The 13,823-nt window shown below is 63.0% G+C and carries 12 protein-coding genes and 2 tRNA genes; 6 read left to right on the top strand and 8 right to left on the bottom strand.

Translation table 11 applies throughout. From position 1 onward, the window contains the following. Window positions 1-346 precede the first annotated feature (346 nt). Window positions 347-1,459 (top strand): saccharopine dehydrogenase family protein, encoded by a 1,113-nt coding sequence (locus VHO05_RS06670; RefSeq protein ID WP_329645813.1) that lies wholly within the window; start codon window positions 347-349, stop codon window positions 1,457-1,459. Window positions 1,460-1,495: 36 nt separating this feature from the next. Here VHO05_RS06670 and VHO05_RS06665 read toward each other — a convergent pair whose 3' ends face one another. From VHO05_RS06665 to VHO05_RS06645, 5 genes are all read right to left on the bottom strand, one after another. Further along, entirely contained in the window at window positions 1,496-1,930 is a 435-nt protein-coding gene (locus VHO05_RS06665) for a heme-binding protein (RefSeq protein WP_329645812.1), read from the bottom strand. 89 nt (window positions 1,931-2,019) lie between these two features. Further along, window positions 2,020-2,754 carry a GH25 family lysozyme gene (locus VHO05_RS06660; protein WP_329645811.1) on the bottom strand — a complete coding sequence of 245 codons (735 nt, stop codon included), beginning with the start codon at window positions 2,752-2,754 and terminating at the stop codon, window positions 2,020-2,022. Window positions 2,755-2,823: 69 nt separating this feature from the next. Next, window positions 2,824-3,984: a slipin family protein gene (locus VHO05_RS06655; RefSeq protein ID WP_329645810.1), complete on the bottom strand. Its 1,161-nt coding sequence runs from the start codon at window positions 3,982-3,984 to the stop codon at window positions 2,824-2,826. A gap of 375 nt (window positions 3,985-4,359) precedes the next feature. Then, window positions 4,360-4,424: transfer RNA gene (locus tag VHO05_RS06650), tRNA-Pro, on the bottom strand. Between the two features lie 4 nt (window positions 4,425-4,428). Further along, window positions 4,429-4,500: transfer RNA gene (locus tag VHO05_RS06645), tRNA-OTHER, on the bottom strand. Window positions 4,501-4,844: 344 nt separating this feature from the next. Between VHO05_RS06645 and VHO05_RS06640 the strand changes: the two genes are divergently transcribed. The 3 genes from VHO05_RS06640 to folD all read left to right on the top strand — a co-directional run bounded on the left by VHO05_RS06640 (window position 4,845) and on the right by folD (window position 8,596). After that, a complete protein-coding gene (locus VHO05_RS06640; protein WP_329645809.1) occupies window positions 4,845-6,536 on the top strand; it encodes a GMC family oxidoreductase N-terminal domain-containing protein in 1,692 nt (563 codons plus the stop codon). A gap of 12 nt (window positions 6,537-6,548) precedes the next feature. Continuing rightward, window positions 6,549-7,490, top strand: coding sequence for a 50S ribosomal protein L11 methyltransferase (locus VHO05_RS06635; RefSeq protein ID WP_329645808.1), 942 nt, complete (start codon window positions 6,549-6,551; stop codon window positions 7,488-7,490). A gap of 206 nt (window positions 7,491-7,696) precedes the next feature. After that, window positions 7,697-8,596: a bifunctional methylenetetrahydrofolate dehydrogenase/methenyltetrahydrofolate cyclohydrolase FolD gene (folD, locus tag VHO05_RS06630; protein ID WP_329645807.1), complete on the top strand. Its 900-nt coding sequence runs from the start codon at window positions 7,697-7,699 to the stop codon at window positions 8,594-8,596. Window positions 8,597-8,664: 68 nt separating this feature from the next. Here folD and VHO05_RS06625 read toward each other — a convergent pair whose 3' ends face one another. Beyond that, window positions 8,665-10,041 (bottom strand): polyhydroxyalkanoate depolymerase, encoded by a 1,377-nt coding sequence (locus tag VHO05_RS06625; RefSeq protein WP_329645863.1) that lies wholly within the window; start codon window positions 10,039-10,041, stop codon window positions 8,665-8,667. A gap of 187 nt (window positions 10,042-10,228) precedes the next feature. Next, a complete protein-coding gene (locus VHO05_RS06620; RefSeq protein ID WP_329645806.1) occupies window positions 10,229-10,894 on the bottom strand; it encodes an SCO family protein in 666 nt (221 codons plus the stop codon). A gap of 116 nt (window positions 10,895-11,010) precedes the next feature. On the opposite strand from VHO05_RS06620, the gene VHO05_RS06615 reads away from it, so the two are divergent. Both VHO05_RS06615 and VHO05_RS06610 read left to right on the top strand, forming a co-directional pair. Next, the gene (locus VHO05_RS06615; RefSeq protein ID WP_329645805.1) at window positions 11,011-12,435 is read left to right on the top strand and encodes an ActS/PrrB/RegB family redox-sensitive histidine kinase; all 1,425 of its coding nucleotides are present in this window, start codon (window positions 11,011-11,013) and stop codon (window positions 12,433-12,435) included. A gap of 166 nt (window positions 12,436-12,601) precedes the next feature. Further along, window positions 12,602-13,168 carry an ActR/PrrA/RegA family redox response regulator transcription factor gene (locus tag VHO05_RS06610; protein WP_329645804.1) on the top strand — a complete coding sequence of 189 codons (567 nt, stop codon included), beginning with the start codon at window positions 12,602-12,604 and terminating at the stop codon, window positions 13,166-13,168. Between the two features lie 15 nt (window positions 13,169-13,183). Here VHO05_RS06610 and VHO05_RS06605 read toward each other — a convergent pair whose 3' ends face one another. Continuing rightward, the gene (locus VHO05_RS06605) at window positions 13,184-13,714 is read right to left on the bottom strand and encodes an MmcB family DNA repair protein (RefSeq protein WP_329645803.1); all 531 of its coding nucleotides are present in this window, start codon (window positions 13,712-13,714) and stop codon (window positions 13,184-13,186) included. Window positions 13,715-13,823 lie beyond the last annotated feature (109 nt).

Here is a 13,823-nt window from a genome sequence, read left to right as displayed (position 1 = left end):
CCTCATCATCGACGGCAGGGCTTAACGGCGTCTTTCGCAGCGGATGCCTCTAACCGTCGGAACTCATTGAATTCCTAGAACAAATGCTCACAAATCAGGCAGAAGCTGCGTCCCAGTTCGGGACAGATCGTGAGACCTGAGCGACGGATGCCGTCGGGACAGACACTTGTGGGTCGTTCGATTTTCCTGGAAGCGCGGCTTGCCCAAACGCAGAGCATTGCGCGCCCATTTCTTGCGCGGGCGCATTGCATTTGAAGGATTGGTGCAAATGTGCGTTTAGGGTTACGGCCGGGTTAATAGAGGGAGGCGGGGCCTGAGTATCACGCGGGGAGATCGCTTTCGGGTCTTGATCGTCGGCAGCACGGGGGCGTTTGGCGCCAAGATCGCCGAGCTGCTGTTGCGTAGCGACCTGTTCGATCTCACGTTGGCCGGGCGAACTCGCGCAGCGCTGGACGCGCAAGCCAAAGCGCTGACGCGAGCCACGGGGCGGCCCACTTCCTCAGTGGCTCTCGACGCATCGTCCGTGACGGCGACCGAGATTGCGGCGACCGGCGCGAACCTCGTGATCAATGCGTCCGGCCCGTTTCAAAGCGGAGACTACACGCTGGCGCGATCCGCGATTGGCGCAGGCTGTCACTACGTAGATCTTGCGGATGCGCGCGCGTTCGTGGCCGGTATCAAGACGCTGGACGCAGCGGCACGCGACGCTGGCGTGCTGGTCGTCAGCGGCGCGAGCTCGGTGCCTGGACTCTCCTCGGCCGTGGTCACCCACTACCGCGACGCGTTCGCGGGGTTGCGTGAGATCGACATCGCCATTTCGCCGGGCAACTCGTTCGACCCTGGCGTCGCAACGGTTGCTTCCGTGCTCGGCGGCGTCGGCCAGCCGATGCGCATGCTGAGCAACGGAACCTGGCGAACCGTGTACGGCTGGCAAGGATTGCGCCGGGGTTCATTCGGCGCGGCGGGGCGGCGCTGGCTCGGCTATGTGGATGTGCCAGATCTCGACCTCCTGCCAGCGCATGTTGCCGGTATCCAGACGGTCCGGTTCCAGGCCGGGCTGGAAGTCTCCGCGTTTCATCTCGGACTCTGGGCCGCATCCTGGCTGGTGCGAGCGGGCCTGGTGTCGAGCCTCGCATCGCTTGCACCGCGTTTGCTTGCGGTGAAGCGCAGCCTTCATCGGCTGGGTAGCGATCGGGGCGGCATGACGGTTGCGCTACGCGGACTCGGACGCGACGGCAAACCGAAGTCCATGACCTGGATACTCGCAGCGCGGAGCGGACACGGGCCTTATGTTCCGGCGCTCGTCTCAGTTGCTTTGGCGAAGCGGCTGGCTTCAGGGTTGGAGACACGGACCGGCGCGTTGCCGTGCCATGGCCTCGTGCCTCTAGCCGACATCCTGGCGGAGGCACAGGGGCTCGATATCACCTGCACCACAAACAAAGAACCCCTCCCGCCGTGAAGCGAGAGGGGCCGATCGCAGCAAACTCGTGATCGCTTACGTGCGCCAGGGATGCTCCGGCAGATCGGAGACGCCGACGACCTTCACGCCGGCTGCCGCCACCTGATGGTCGTTCTCGACCGAGCTGCCAGACACGCCGATGGCACCGACCAGAACGCCCTCATTGTCAACGATGGGGAGACCGCCCGGGAAGGTGATCAGGCCGTCATTCGAATGCTCGATGCCGAACAGCGGGCCGCCGGGCTGTGAGAGCTTGCCGATGGCGCCCGTCGGCATGCCGAAGAAGACGGCCGTCTTGGCCTTCTTGATGGCGATGTCGATGGAGCCCACCCAGGCGCCGTCCATGCGGAAAAACGCCTTCAAGTCTGCGCCGCTGTCGACTACGGCGATGCACATTTGAGTCTTTGTCTGCTGCGCTTCCTTGACGGCTGCGGCAACGATTTTCTGAGCGTCGTCGATCGTAACGTGCATGGTGTTTTTCCTCCGGGGCGCGAGACCTAGCGTGGGACCGTGATATCGCGTCAGGTTAGCGATATTTCAATGGTTACCGACAAACGGGATTACGGGATGGTTTCCGGAGACGTGATGCCGGCGGCGAAGCGCTCGAATTCGTCCAGGCTTCCGCAGAAGACGTTGAGATCCAGGTCGCCTTTCACACCGGGACGGCGGCCACGATTGTGATACTGCCAGATCAGCCACTGGTCGCGGCGGAACGGCGGCGGAACGACGAGACTCCGCGCCCAGAAGCGTTCGCGGGGCAGGGCGTTGTCCAGCATGGCCCCGTCGAACTCCCAGGTCGTGTAGACGATGGGACGGCGCCCGTAGTGCTTCTCGACGGTGTCGAGGAACTGCCCGAGCATCGCGACGTGGTCGCTGGGGGTGAGCGTCGCGGTACAGGGGCCCATGTGCTCGGCGTCGACAACGGGCGGCAGCGCGTGCGGTTCCTTGGGCACCGTCTCGATGAAGTTCTGCGCCTGCTCGATCGCGCTTTTGCAGAGCGTGAAGAAGTGATAGGCACCGCGCTTCACGCCTACGCGCTCGGCTTCCCGCCAGTTGCGCGCAAAGCTCTTGTCCTTGAACGTTCCGCCTTCCGTCGCCTTGATGTACGCGAAGGCGACGCCGCTCGATGCCAGGGCGTTCCAATCGATCTCGCCCTGATGGTTCGAGACGTCGACACCGACGACCGGATACAGAAGCGGCGCAAGCTCGAAACGCGGATAGACGTGGGGCGCCGCGAAAACTGCGACCGCTGCAAGCGCTATGACGATGATCGCGCATCGAATGCGTGAAGACACGCGCGGCTCCCGATGTGTGCACGCAAGCGAAGGCCCGCAACTCACGTTGCGGGCCTTATACGTTCAGGCTCAGTCCGGTGCCTTCTCGGCGCCGAGCTTGTAGAGATTGGTCAGCAGGGCATCGAAGCCCCCGACTCCAGCACCGGTGTGCAAGTCGATGCGGCCGACCTTCTCGACCAGCTTCTCAAGCGCCTCAAGCTCCTTCAAGCGCATCAGGAGCGGGTTGTTCTCCATCAGTTTGGAGGTGTTGAGCAGCGAGCGCGTGGCGGCCGTCTCTTCCTGGCGACGGATGATGTTCGCCTTGGCAACCCGCTCGGCTTCGACGACCTTGTTCAGAAGCTCGCGCACATCACCCGGCAGGATGACGTCCTTGACGCCGATCTCACCGACCTCCGCGCCGAGCATCGCCGCACGCTCCGTCACGTACGCCCGCACCTCGCGGTCGATCGTGTCGCGCGCGGCCAGGATTTCATCGAGCGTGCGTGCGGCCACCGCTTCGCGGATGGCAAACTGGATGTACCGGTACAGTGTCGCGTTGACGTCCCCTGACGCAGCCGCCGACTTCTCCAGATCGACGATGCGCGCGAAGGCCGTCAGCGTCACGCGGATGCCAACGCGATCCTTGGTCAGGATTTCCTGCGCCGTTACCTCAAGCGCCTGCGGACGCAGATCCGCCTTCACGATGCGCACGGTGCGGCCGACCGACCAGAACGCGTGACGGCCCGGCTTCAACTGTTCCGTCAAAACGCCGTCGACATAGAGAAGTCCCGCCTCGTTCGCCTCGACAACCGTTGTCACGATGGCGCCGCCCGCGCGCGAGGCGTCGAGCTTGTCGAGGTGGCGCTTGGCAACGCGCAACGTTTCCGCCGTATCGATGACTTCGACATCGATCGCGGTCAGCGTCTTCCAGAAGGCGCGTGTCGTGTTCGGCAGCACCAGATGCCTCGGCTCGCCGTCCATGGACACGATGGCGACCTCGGTCGGGCCGGGCTTGACAATCGCGAAGTTTTCGCTCGCCACGTCCGGCTCCGTCTTGGCGAGTAGCAGCGCCTTCTCGGGCGCGATCTCGGCGCGGAGAACTTTCACGATCTCGACGGATAGCTGACCAAACGGATCGAAGTCCGCGAACCGGCCGGGCTCGAGCAGCCGCACGAAGCGGCCATCGCGCCGTAGAAATGCGCGCTCGTCGTCCTTCACGACTGCCGTGGTCCAAAAGCTCAAGCGAGACATGGGAAACTCCAGAGGTATCGGCTCACGATCGAGGGCCGGTGCAATTCAGATATAAAAAAACGTGATCGTCCCGTTCATTTCGTTCGTAACTTTATCGAGCGGCCGGCAGGTCGCCGGCCGTCACCCCACGACGACAACGCGGGCCCCCGCTTGAGCCCCGCCGCTCGGCCCTGCGCCGCCCGCCTGATCCCGCCGGTCCCAAAGGACGAGCGAGGCTCCAACGAACGGCTCCGGCTCTGCCGCGAGGCGGTATCCGCGAGTGCGCGGAGCGCATCGACGTTTGCCTTCCGCTCCCCTTCTTGGCCGAAGCCTCGAAGCGAAACATGGGCCGAAGCAACGACCGGCTTCCCAGATGGAGATCGCTGAAAGGCGATTTGGCATGGGAGTCGAACCCACGACAGCAAGATCCCTAATCTTGTGCTCTATCCACTGAGCTAGCCGTTTTGGAGAAGCTAAAGAGAATCGAACCCTTGACCTCCCGGCGAACCGGGCGCTCTGCCCCTGAGCTACAGCCTCGTTTTGCTCCTGAAGACGCGGAACACACTCCCGCAGCGCGGTGCGCGCCAGCCGGGTCTCAACGAGCCCGGACACGTGGCGTCAGGATCAGGAATTGGTGAGTAAGCAGCCGAATTTGGCGAAATTTCATTCGAGATGTCGTTAAGCTGCATCGTTGCCTGGATTCACCATGCGGCCGCAAAGGCACCCGGAGCTTCGTCCGCCCGCGTTGCACTTTGATCCTTACGGGGATACCCCTGGGCCGTGGGGACGTCACGTGCGGAACAGCCGGCTCGGGTGTGGGCCTGCAGGTTGCCGCCGGGTCAAGGCCCGGTGCAGCTCAACACGTTAGGCGGGATTAGAGAATGTCGCGGCTTAGTCTTCCGCTCGGAGCGCTCAAGTCTCGCTACGATGTGATCGTCGTGGGTTCCGGCTATGGCGGGGGTGTCACCGCTTCCCGCCTCGCGCGGGCAGGCAAGCGCGTCGCCGTGCTCGAGCGTGGCCGCGAAATCCAGACGGGCGAGTTCCCGCAGAAATTTTCCGAGCTCAAGAACGAGTTCCAGGTCACCGGCAAGAGCTTCAAGACCGGATCGGAGCAGGCGCTCTACGACGTGCGCCTCGGCCGCGACATGCACGTTCTCGTCGGTTGCGGCCTTGGCGGCGGATCGCTCGTCAACGCCGGCGTGTCGCTGATCCCTGACTGGCGCGTGTTCACCGACGACGCCTGGCCCGGTCAGGTGGCGCAGGACGGCACGCTCGGGGAAGGCTATCGGCGCGCCGAGCAGTGGCTGCGCCCCTCCGCCGATCCGCGGGCACGCGAGATGACCAAGTTCGGCGTTCTCGAACGCTCTGGCCAGGGGCTCGGCGGAACGCTTGTGCCTCCGCGCGTCGCCGTCAGCTTCGAGGACAATACCAACCCGGCCGGCATCTCCCAGAAAGCCTGTACGCGGTGCGGCGATTGCTGCGCGGGCTGTAACGTCGGCGCCAAGAACACCGTCGCCATGACCTATCTGCCCGACGCCGTGCGTCACGGGGCGGAACTCTTCACGGGCCTCAAGGTCGATACCGTGCGCAAGGGTCCCGACGGGATCTGGCACGTGTCCGCGCGGGCCGTGGGGCCGGATCGCGGCCAGACGTCTGACGTTTCGCTCGAAGCGCAGATCGTGGTGCTGGCAGCGGGCACGCTCGGCTCGACGGAAATCCTGCTGCGGTCGCGCGAGGCTGGGCTCGCGCTTTCGGATCGGCTGGGCCAGCGGTTTTCGGCCAACGGCGACATCATTGCCTTCGGCTATGGCTCCAAGATGATCGTCAACGGCGTCGGCGTCGGACATCCGTCCAAGGTTGACGGGCTCGAAATCGGCGCGTCCGTCTCCGGACAGCTGGAATTCCGCGACGCCGACACCCTTGCTAACGAACTCAACGTGCAGGAAGGCGCGCTGCCGTCGGCGTTCGCGTCCGTGCTTCCGGTCCTCTTCCTTCCGAACGGGCGGCTGCTCGGCGCCCTGCAGAGCCTCGTCAACGGCGTCTATAAGGGCCCGTTCGCCAGCCTGCAGACGTTCTTTGCCGTGTCGCACGACAGCGCGTCCGGGCGCTTCTCTCTAGAAGACGACCAACTCGCGCTCTCGTGGGCCGACGCGAAAAACGAGCCGGTCTATGCGAAGCTCGATGCCATCCTTTCGAAGCTCGTGGCCGCTAGCGGTGGCTCGTACGTCAAGAACCCTCTCGCGGGTACCGTGATGGGGCATCAGCCGGCAACCGCGCATCCGCTCGGGGGCTGCGGCATGGGACGCGACCGCACCAACGGTGTCGTCGATCACAAGTGCCGCGTGTTTTCCGGATCGGTGAACGCAGGCGATACGGCCGTCCACGAAGGGCTCTATGTCGTCGACGGCGCAGTGATCCCGCGTTCGCTGGGCGTCAATCCGCTGCTCACGATCACCGCGCTCGCCGAACGCGCCATGCTGCACTTTGCGCAGGATCGCGGTCTGAGCTACACAACGGCACCCGTCACAGAGACGACCGAGACTGCTGCGGGCTACGCCGCCGCACCGATCTGATCCTGAGCCCTCATGCGCATCGAATACCATCGCACGCTGATCGCCGACCACGTTCGCAATCAAGCTTTCCATGACGCGCTCTCGCGGGTGATCAGGCCCGGCGAGACGGCGGTTGCGGACATCGGGGCCGGGACAGGACTTCTCGGCCTCATGGCTTCGAAGCTCGGCGCCCGCGAGGTGATGCTCTATGAAGCCGCCGAAGTGGCTGGCGTTGCCGCGGCGACGATCAAGGCCAACCGCGCCGGCAAAACGTGCCATCTCATGCCGTGCCATTCCACCGAGATGGACGATCCTCCACGCGTCGACGTGGTCGTCTCCGAGACGCTTGGCAACTACGCGTTCGAAGAAAACATCATCGACACGCTGGCAGATGCGCGGAAACGGCACCTCAAGGATGGTGGCGTGATCATTCCCGCGCGTATCCGTCAGTTCGCCGTTCCGGTCGTGTCGGACCGCATTCATCGTGAGCTTGTCGTGTGGGACAGCGTGGGTTTCGGGCTCGATCTGTCCGTCGCCCGGCAAATGAGCCTCAACAACGCTTACGTGCGCAGCTTCACGGCCGACGACCTTCTCGACGGCGGCCGCTCGGCCAAGGTGTGGGACACGGTCACGCTTGGATCGGACACCAAGGGCGCGCGTAAAGGCGAGATCTCGTGGAAGCTCGACAAGGCGCAAACCGTTTACGGCTTCGCCTACTGGTGGGAGGCCGATCTGATCGACGGCATCACGCTGTCCACGGCACCGGGCGCACCGCGCACGCATTGGGAGCAGCTCTATTTCCCGCTGGAAAAGCCGATGACGCTTGAGGCCGGCGAAAGCGTGCTCGTCACGCTACGCTCGCGCTCATCGGAAGAAGCCGGGACGCATCTCGCCTGGACGGCCGTGCACTTCGATCGCGACGGCGCCTCCAAGTCACGCCAGGCCATGGATCTCGATAAGGGCTGGATTCCTTAGCGACTCTCGTCTTCCGCTCCGACACGCGAACCATGCGTGAGAGCGGACTTCGTTTAATCCGTTCCAAATCAGCATCTTCGCCGCTCGACGCGACCCACTCCCGCATTTTCCCGCGCCAATGCACGATGCTGGAGTGGATCTCAATGGTGCTTGCGACTCCCAAACTATTGCGTATTATTCAATCAATTTTACTGTTGGGAAACGCAATGACAGCACGTCTCATCGACGGCAAGGCCGTAGCCGCAGCAGAACGCCAGAAATGCCGGGAGCGCGTTGAGGCGCTCAAGCGGGAGCAGGGCGTGACACCGGGACTGGCGGTTATCATGGTCGGGAGCAACCCGGCGTCCGCGGTCTACGTCCGCAACAAGATGCGGGCCTGCGAGGACGTCGGCATCCGATCGGAACGCTTCCTGCTGCCGGAGACCTCCACCGAGGACGACGTGATCCGTCTCATCGAGCGCTTGAAGGCGGATCCCGACGTGGACGGCATCCTGGTGCAGCTTCCGCTGCCCAAGCACTACAATATCGAGCGCGTGCTCGGCACGATTCCGGCCGAGAAGGATGTCGATGGCTTCCATCTCTACAACGTCGGAGGTCTTGTTGTCGGCGGCACCGTGTTTCCGCCATGCACACCCTACGGCGTGATGCGGCTGCTCGAGCACGAAGGGATCTCCGTGATCGGACGCAATGCCGTCGTCGTCGGAGCTAGCAACATCGTCGGCAAGCCCATGGCGCTGATGCTGATGCAGCATGAAGCGACGGTTTCCGTCTGCCACGCGAAGACGCGCGACCTGGCGCAGTACACGGTGCTGGCCGATATCCTTGTCGTCGCGGCGGGCTGCCCGAACCTGATCACAGGGCCGATGGTCAGGAAAGACGCGGTCGTGATCGACGTCGGCATCAATAGACTGCCGTCGGGAGAATTGGTCGGAGATTGCGATTTTGAAGGGGTGTCGAAGCGTGCGTCGTTCATCACGCCCGTGCCGGGCGGCGTGGGACCGATGACGGTGACAATGCTGCTCGTCAATACGATCAACTCCGCCGCACGTAGCGCAGCTGCTCGAGACGCGGCGGGTGCGTCGAAGTCCCTGCTGGGTGCCGTCTAACCGGTTTCGAAAAAGGCTGAGACGGAAGCGCCGCGAACCACAAAGCCCGGAACGCGAGCGGTCCCGCTCTAAACGTTGCCTGCCGTGCGCGGGGGTGGCTGCGTGTCGTTGGCCGGCGCAAAGGTGAACGCCACCGACGACGGGTCGTAGCCCGCAATGCTGGCGGCGGCGGTCCGACGCGACGTGATCGGGTGGTTCCGGATCAGCTCGGCGCGCGGATCGAACGTGCGCACGAATTGCGCGATGCGCGGCGCGATCTCAGCGCGGAACCGCGATCCGTTGAAAATGCCGTAGTGGCCTACCCCGGCGCACTCGATGTGCAGTCGCCTGTCTTCAGACAGATCCTTGCAGAGATCATGAGCGGCGCGGCACTGGCCGAGCCCGGTGATATCGTCCTTCTCGCCCTCGATGGTCATGAGCGCCGTTTTGCGGATCTGGGCCGGATCGACGAGGCGGCCGCGATGACGCATTTCGCCCTTGGGCAACGCGTGGCGAATGAAGACCGTGTCGATGGTGTCGAGATAGAACTCGGACGTGAGGTCCATCACGGCCAGATACTCATCGTAGAATTCGCGATGCTTCTCGGCCGAATCTCCATCCCCTCGCACGAGGTGGAGGAACAGATCCTTATGGGCGTTGGCGTGGCGGTCGAAGTTCATCGACATGAAGCCCGACAGCTGCAGGAAACCCGGATAGACCATGCGGCCTGCGCCGGCATGGGGCCAAGGAACAGTGGTGATGACGTTGCGCTCGAAGACGTCGATGCCATTCTCGACCGCAACGCGATTGACAGCGGTTGGGCTCACGCGCGTATCGATGGGGCCACCGGCGAGGATCATGCTCAGGGGCACGCTCGGATCGTTGTCCTGCTCCATGAGCGAAACGGCCGCCATGACTGGCACGGCAGGCTGGCATACGGCGAAGACATGCACGTCACCGCAAAACAGCGAGAGCATCTCGCGTACGTAGTCCACGTAGTCTTCCAGGCCAAAGCGTCCGGCCGCAGCGGGTACGCCGCGCGCGTCCAACCAGTCCGTGATGAAAACCTCGTGGTTCGGCAGCAGCGCTTCCACCGTACCGCGCAAGAGCGTCGCGAAATGGCCGGACATCGGCGCCACGAGAATGATCCGTGGATCGGCTTCGCGCTCCGCCGGGCTGACGTCACGCCGGAAATGGATCAGGCGGCAGAATGGCCGCTCCCAGATCACCTCCTCCGAAACGCGCACGTCGCGTTGACCGATTGTCGTTTTCGACAGCCCGAACACGGGTTTGTCGTAGCGTCGGGTTGTGCGTTCGAAAACTTCACACGCCGCGGCGGCATGGCGGCCGACGGACGTGTGCGTCAACGGATTGAAGGGACTTTCGAAGAGGAAGCGAAAGGATTCGGCGACAGCGCGCGCCGGTTTGAGCGCTGCGTGGCTAAATTCGTAGAAGTGGTAAAGCACCAGCACCCCCGCTTTCGTGTGCTCGCCTAGCCGTCCTACGACAGCCCGTCCCACTTACTGAAAAACGCGGGGTGCTCTCAGCTCACGGTCCCAAAGCGGCGAAGCACCGCGGGACTCGAAACTGTGATGATTTTTTGCGCATCCCCGTACCGAGAATGCACTGATTCGAGGCGATTGGCGAAACGGGCTAGCTCGCACCGGCCCCAGCCGGTTCCTGCGCGACTTGCTTCAGCTCCTGCGCGAGCTTCTCGGCATCCACACTGTGGGGGAAGTGTTTCACGAACTCGCCTCGCCCATTCATGAGGTACATGAACGAGCTATGGTCCACGTTGTATTCGCCAGGCCGTTCTTCGTCCGGGACCTTCTTGGCGTAGACCCGATAGGCTTTCGTCACGGCTGCGATGTCGTCCGGCGAACCGGAGAGGCCAACGATCTCCGGGTGAAAACTCTTCACATACTTGCCGAGCACCTCGGGCGTATCGCGCTCGGGATCGACAGTGATGAAGATCGGCGTGATGCCCTTGGCCATGTCGCCCATCCGATCCAGAGCGGCTGCAATGACCTGAAGCCCTGCCGGGCAGACGTCAGGGCAATGCGTAAAGCCGAAATAGACGAGCATGGGCCGGCCAGCAAAATCCTTGTCCGTCACGCGCTTGCCTGACGGGTCCAGGAGGCTGAAGGGGCCGCCGATGAGGGCCTTACCGGCGGTTTCGGTCTTCACAGCGCCGGGTCCGGGAACGGCGACCAACAGAACCGCTGTCAGAACGCCGGCGGCAAGACCCACGAGCAGGGCCAGAAGGAGGGTTTTTCGGGACGCGCTCCCCGCGCTCGGTCCATTCGCGTTCTTTGTCATTCGGGTCTCCCGTGGGTCTTTTTCACCCCTTATCTGGAGCAGACCACGCAGGCTTGCAAGCTATGCTAGTGTCCCGGTCTTCCGGCCGGTCCCAAAACAGAAAAAGCAGATTTTCGGTGATACCAAACCTCAGCAAGACCTTCGAAGCCAAGGCCTCATTCAGCGGAGACAGCCAGCTCAGGCTACAAACCATCGTCCGCCTGAGGTGGGTGGGCGTGATCGGCCAGATCCTGGCGCTCAGCGCGGTCTACTTCTGGCTCGGCTTCGACCTGCCGGTTGGCCCGTGCCTGATCATCATTGCGGTGTCGGCGTGGGTGAACGTGTTTCTCGCCATCCGCTATCCGGCGCGCCACCGTCTTTCCGTCAATTTCGCGACAGCACTGCTGGCCTACGACATCATTCAGCTCGCGTCGCTGCTCTACCTCACTGGCGGGATCGACAATCCATTCACCATGCTGATCGTGGCTCCCGTCACGGTTTCAGCGGCAACTCTTCCGCTCGCCTATACCATCGGGCTCGGCACTCTGGCGCTTGGTTGCACGGCATTGCTCGCGTTCTACGCGATGCCGCTGCCCTGGTATCTCGATCCGCCTCTTTCCCATCCGATCCTCTACAAGATCGGCATCCTGCTGGCGGTCGCGGCCTCAATGCCGTTTCTGGCACTTTATGTCTGGAGACTGACGCAAGAGGGCCGGCAAATGTCGGCCGCATTGGCGGCAACGGAGCTCGTGCTATCGCGTGAGCAAAAGCTGCATGCCCTCGATGGGCTTGCCGCAGCGGCTGCCCATGAACTCGGCACCCCGCTTTCGACCATCACGCTGGTGACCAACGAACTCGACCGGCAAATGCCGAAAGACAGTCCGCACCGTGACGACATCCTGCTGCTCCGAAGCCAGGCCCAGCGCTGCCGAGAAATCCTGCAGAAGCTTACGCGGCATCCGCCTGACGAGGACCCGCTGCATGCCAGCCTTACCGCAAAGGAGATGATGCACGAAGCCGCGGCGCCGTACATGGAGGGCCGCACGAGGATCAAAATCCATGCCGCTCCATCCGCCACGGCGGCCGGTCCCGACGCGCGCCAACCTATGGGCTTGCGGCAGCCCGGGATCATTTACGGCCTCGGAAACATCATTGAGAATGCCGCCGACTTCGCGAAAAATCAGGTGGAAATTACCGCCGAGTGGGACGGTCAGACCGTGCAAATGGTGATCGCGGACGACGGTCCCGGCTTCAAACCCGAAGTCATCGACAATATCGGTGAGCCATACATCACGACGCGCTCAGCAGGGCGAAAAGAGAAAGCCGGCGGAAAGGTCTCCGGTCTCGGCCTCGGTTTTTTCATCGCGAAAACGCTTCTCGAAAGATCCGGGGCGCGACTCCATCTCGAAAATCGGACAGAGCCCTTGCATGGAGCCATCGTGCGGATCGCCTGGCCGCGCAAGGCCTTCGAGGCTCCTCTGGCGTCGCGGGAGGGCGCTTCAGCGCCCCAGCGCCAGCCCCAGCCGCCGGGACCGGGAGACCCAATTTCAGATACAATTTAAGCGCGTAGAACCCACCGATGTGGCCAGACATAAAATTTAATCAGCCGGACCCGCGTTTACCTTGACCGGCTTGCGATTTGCGCAATTAGTTATGCTAAATAAAGCTTCTGCTCTTTGCGTAGCGTCCTCGGCTAAATATAAATCACAAGAATTCGGGAGGTACGTGGTGGAAACTGAAGACCTATCTTTTCAAAGAGACGAGCTGCCCGAGGACCGTTCGCTGATCATCGTGGACGATGATCGTCCCTTTCTGCAGCGGCTCGCTCGCGCCATGGAGCTTCGCGGCTTCGAGGTCAGAAGTGCACATTCGATTGCCGAGGGCATCGAGCTGATCAAAGCGCAGGCCCCTGCTTTTGCGGTTGTCGATATGCGCCTCGAGGACGGAAACGGCTTGGACGTCATCGCCGAGCTGACGCGCACGCGGCAGGATGCCCGCATTATCGTGCTCACCGGCTACGGCAACATCGCAACTGCCGTCTCGGCCGTGAAGCTGGGCGCGGTCGACTATCTTGCCAAACCTGCCGATGCCGATGATGTGACGGACGCTCTGCTGGCCCCTCACAACGCCAAGGCTGCGCCGCCCGACAACCCGATGTCTGCCGACCGGGTTCGCTGGGAGCACATCCAGCGCGTCTACGAGCTCTGCAACCGTAACGTCTCGGAAACCGCGCGCCGTCTCAACATGCACCGGCGCACCCTGCAGCGCATTCTGGCCAAGCGCGCACCGAAGTAAGCAGGCTCGCTTTCTTCATACGTCGCCGATGCCCATCCCCACGGCCGCGCGCAAAGTCGGGTCGAGCAGCACCGACAATCGCGATGCCGATGCGCGGCCTATGCGCAAGGTCATGGCTTTACGCCTAGGCGCGGGGAGGCGCGCCTCAGGGCTCGGGCGAATGATTTCTCCGCCGTAGCGATCGGCCACGATCAGGCCGGTTTCGCTCGGCAGAATTTCCTGCGGAAAGTCCGGTAGAACCGCGAAGAATAGCCTGTCCGCGAAGTCCCAATACTCCGGCCATTTCTGATCCGTCCTGAAGTCCTCCAAGCAGGACTTGATCTCGACGATCCAGATCGCACCATCCGGCCCAAGGCCCACCACGTCAGCCCGCCTGCCGTTCGGCAACGGCAGCTCCGCGATGGCCGCTAGTCCGTGGGCGGCCAGCAGTCGCACCACGCCCCGGCACACCTCGCGGGCAACCAAAGATTGGGGGCCACCGAGTGAAACGCCCGGAATATCGGGCATGGCAATTCCGTTCTCTGCACTGTCCTCGATGATCGTCATCGCTCCTTCATTGGGGACTGACACCAGATTGCCCTGATGTTGCCGACACCTTGCGCTCCTTTGTCGGCGGCTACGTCAGCCATCACACTTCGCTTCTCGCAATTTTGAG

The organism is Hyphomicrobium sp. (assembly GCF_036262015.1).
Taxonomy (GTDB): domain Bacteria; phylum Pseudomonadota; class Alphaproteobacteria; order Rhizobiales; family Hyphomicrobiaceae; genus Hyphomicrobium_C.
Note: the sequence above shows the minus strand (reverse complement) of the source record. Positions and strands in the feature narration are given on the sequence as shown.

Excerpts from the sequence above, each read along its gene's own strand:
- VHO05_RS06640 (WP_329645809.1), top strand. The coding sequence starts at position 4,845 with ATGTCGCGGCTTAGTCTTCCGCTCGGAGCGCTCAAGTCTCGCTACGAT.
- VHO05_RS06620 (WP_329645806.1), bottom strand. The coding sequence starts at position 10,894 with ATGACAAAGAACGCGAATGGACCGAGCGCGGGGAGCGCGTCCCGAAAA.
- VHO05_RS06635 (WP_329645808.1), top strand. The coding sequence starts at position 6,549 with ATGCGCATCGAATACCATCGCACGCTGATCGCCGACCACGTTCGCAAT.
- folD (WP_329645807.1), top strand. The coding sequence starts at position 7,697 with ATGACAGCACGTCTCATCGACGGCAAGGCCGTAGCCGCAGCAGAACGC.
- VHO05_RS06655 (WP_329645810.1), bottom strand. The coding sequence starts at position 3,984 with ATGTCTCGCTTGAGCTTTTGGACCACGGCAGTCGTGAAGGACGACGAG.
- VHO05_RS06605 (WP_329645803.1), bottom strand. The coding sequence starts at position 13,714 with ATGACGATCATCGAGGACAGTGCAGAGAACGGAATTGCCATGCCCGAT.
- VHO05_RS06665 (WP_329645812.1), bottom strand. The coding sequence starts at position 1,930 with ATGCACGTTACGATCGACGACGCTCAGAAAATCGTTGCCGCAGCCGTC.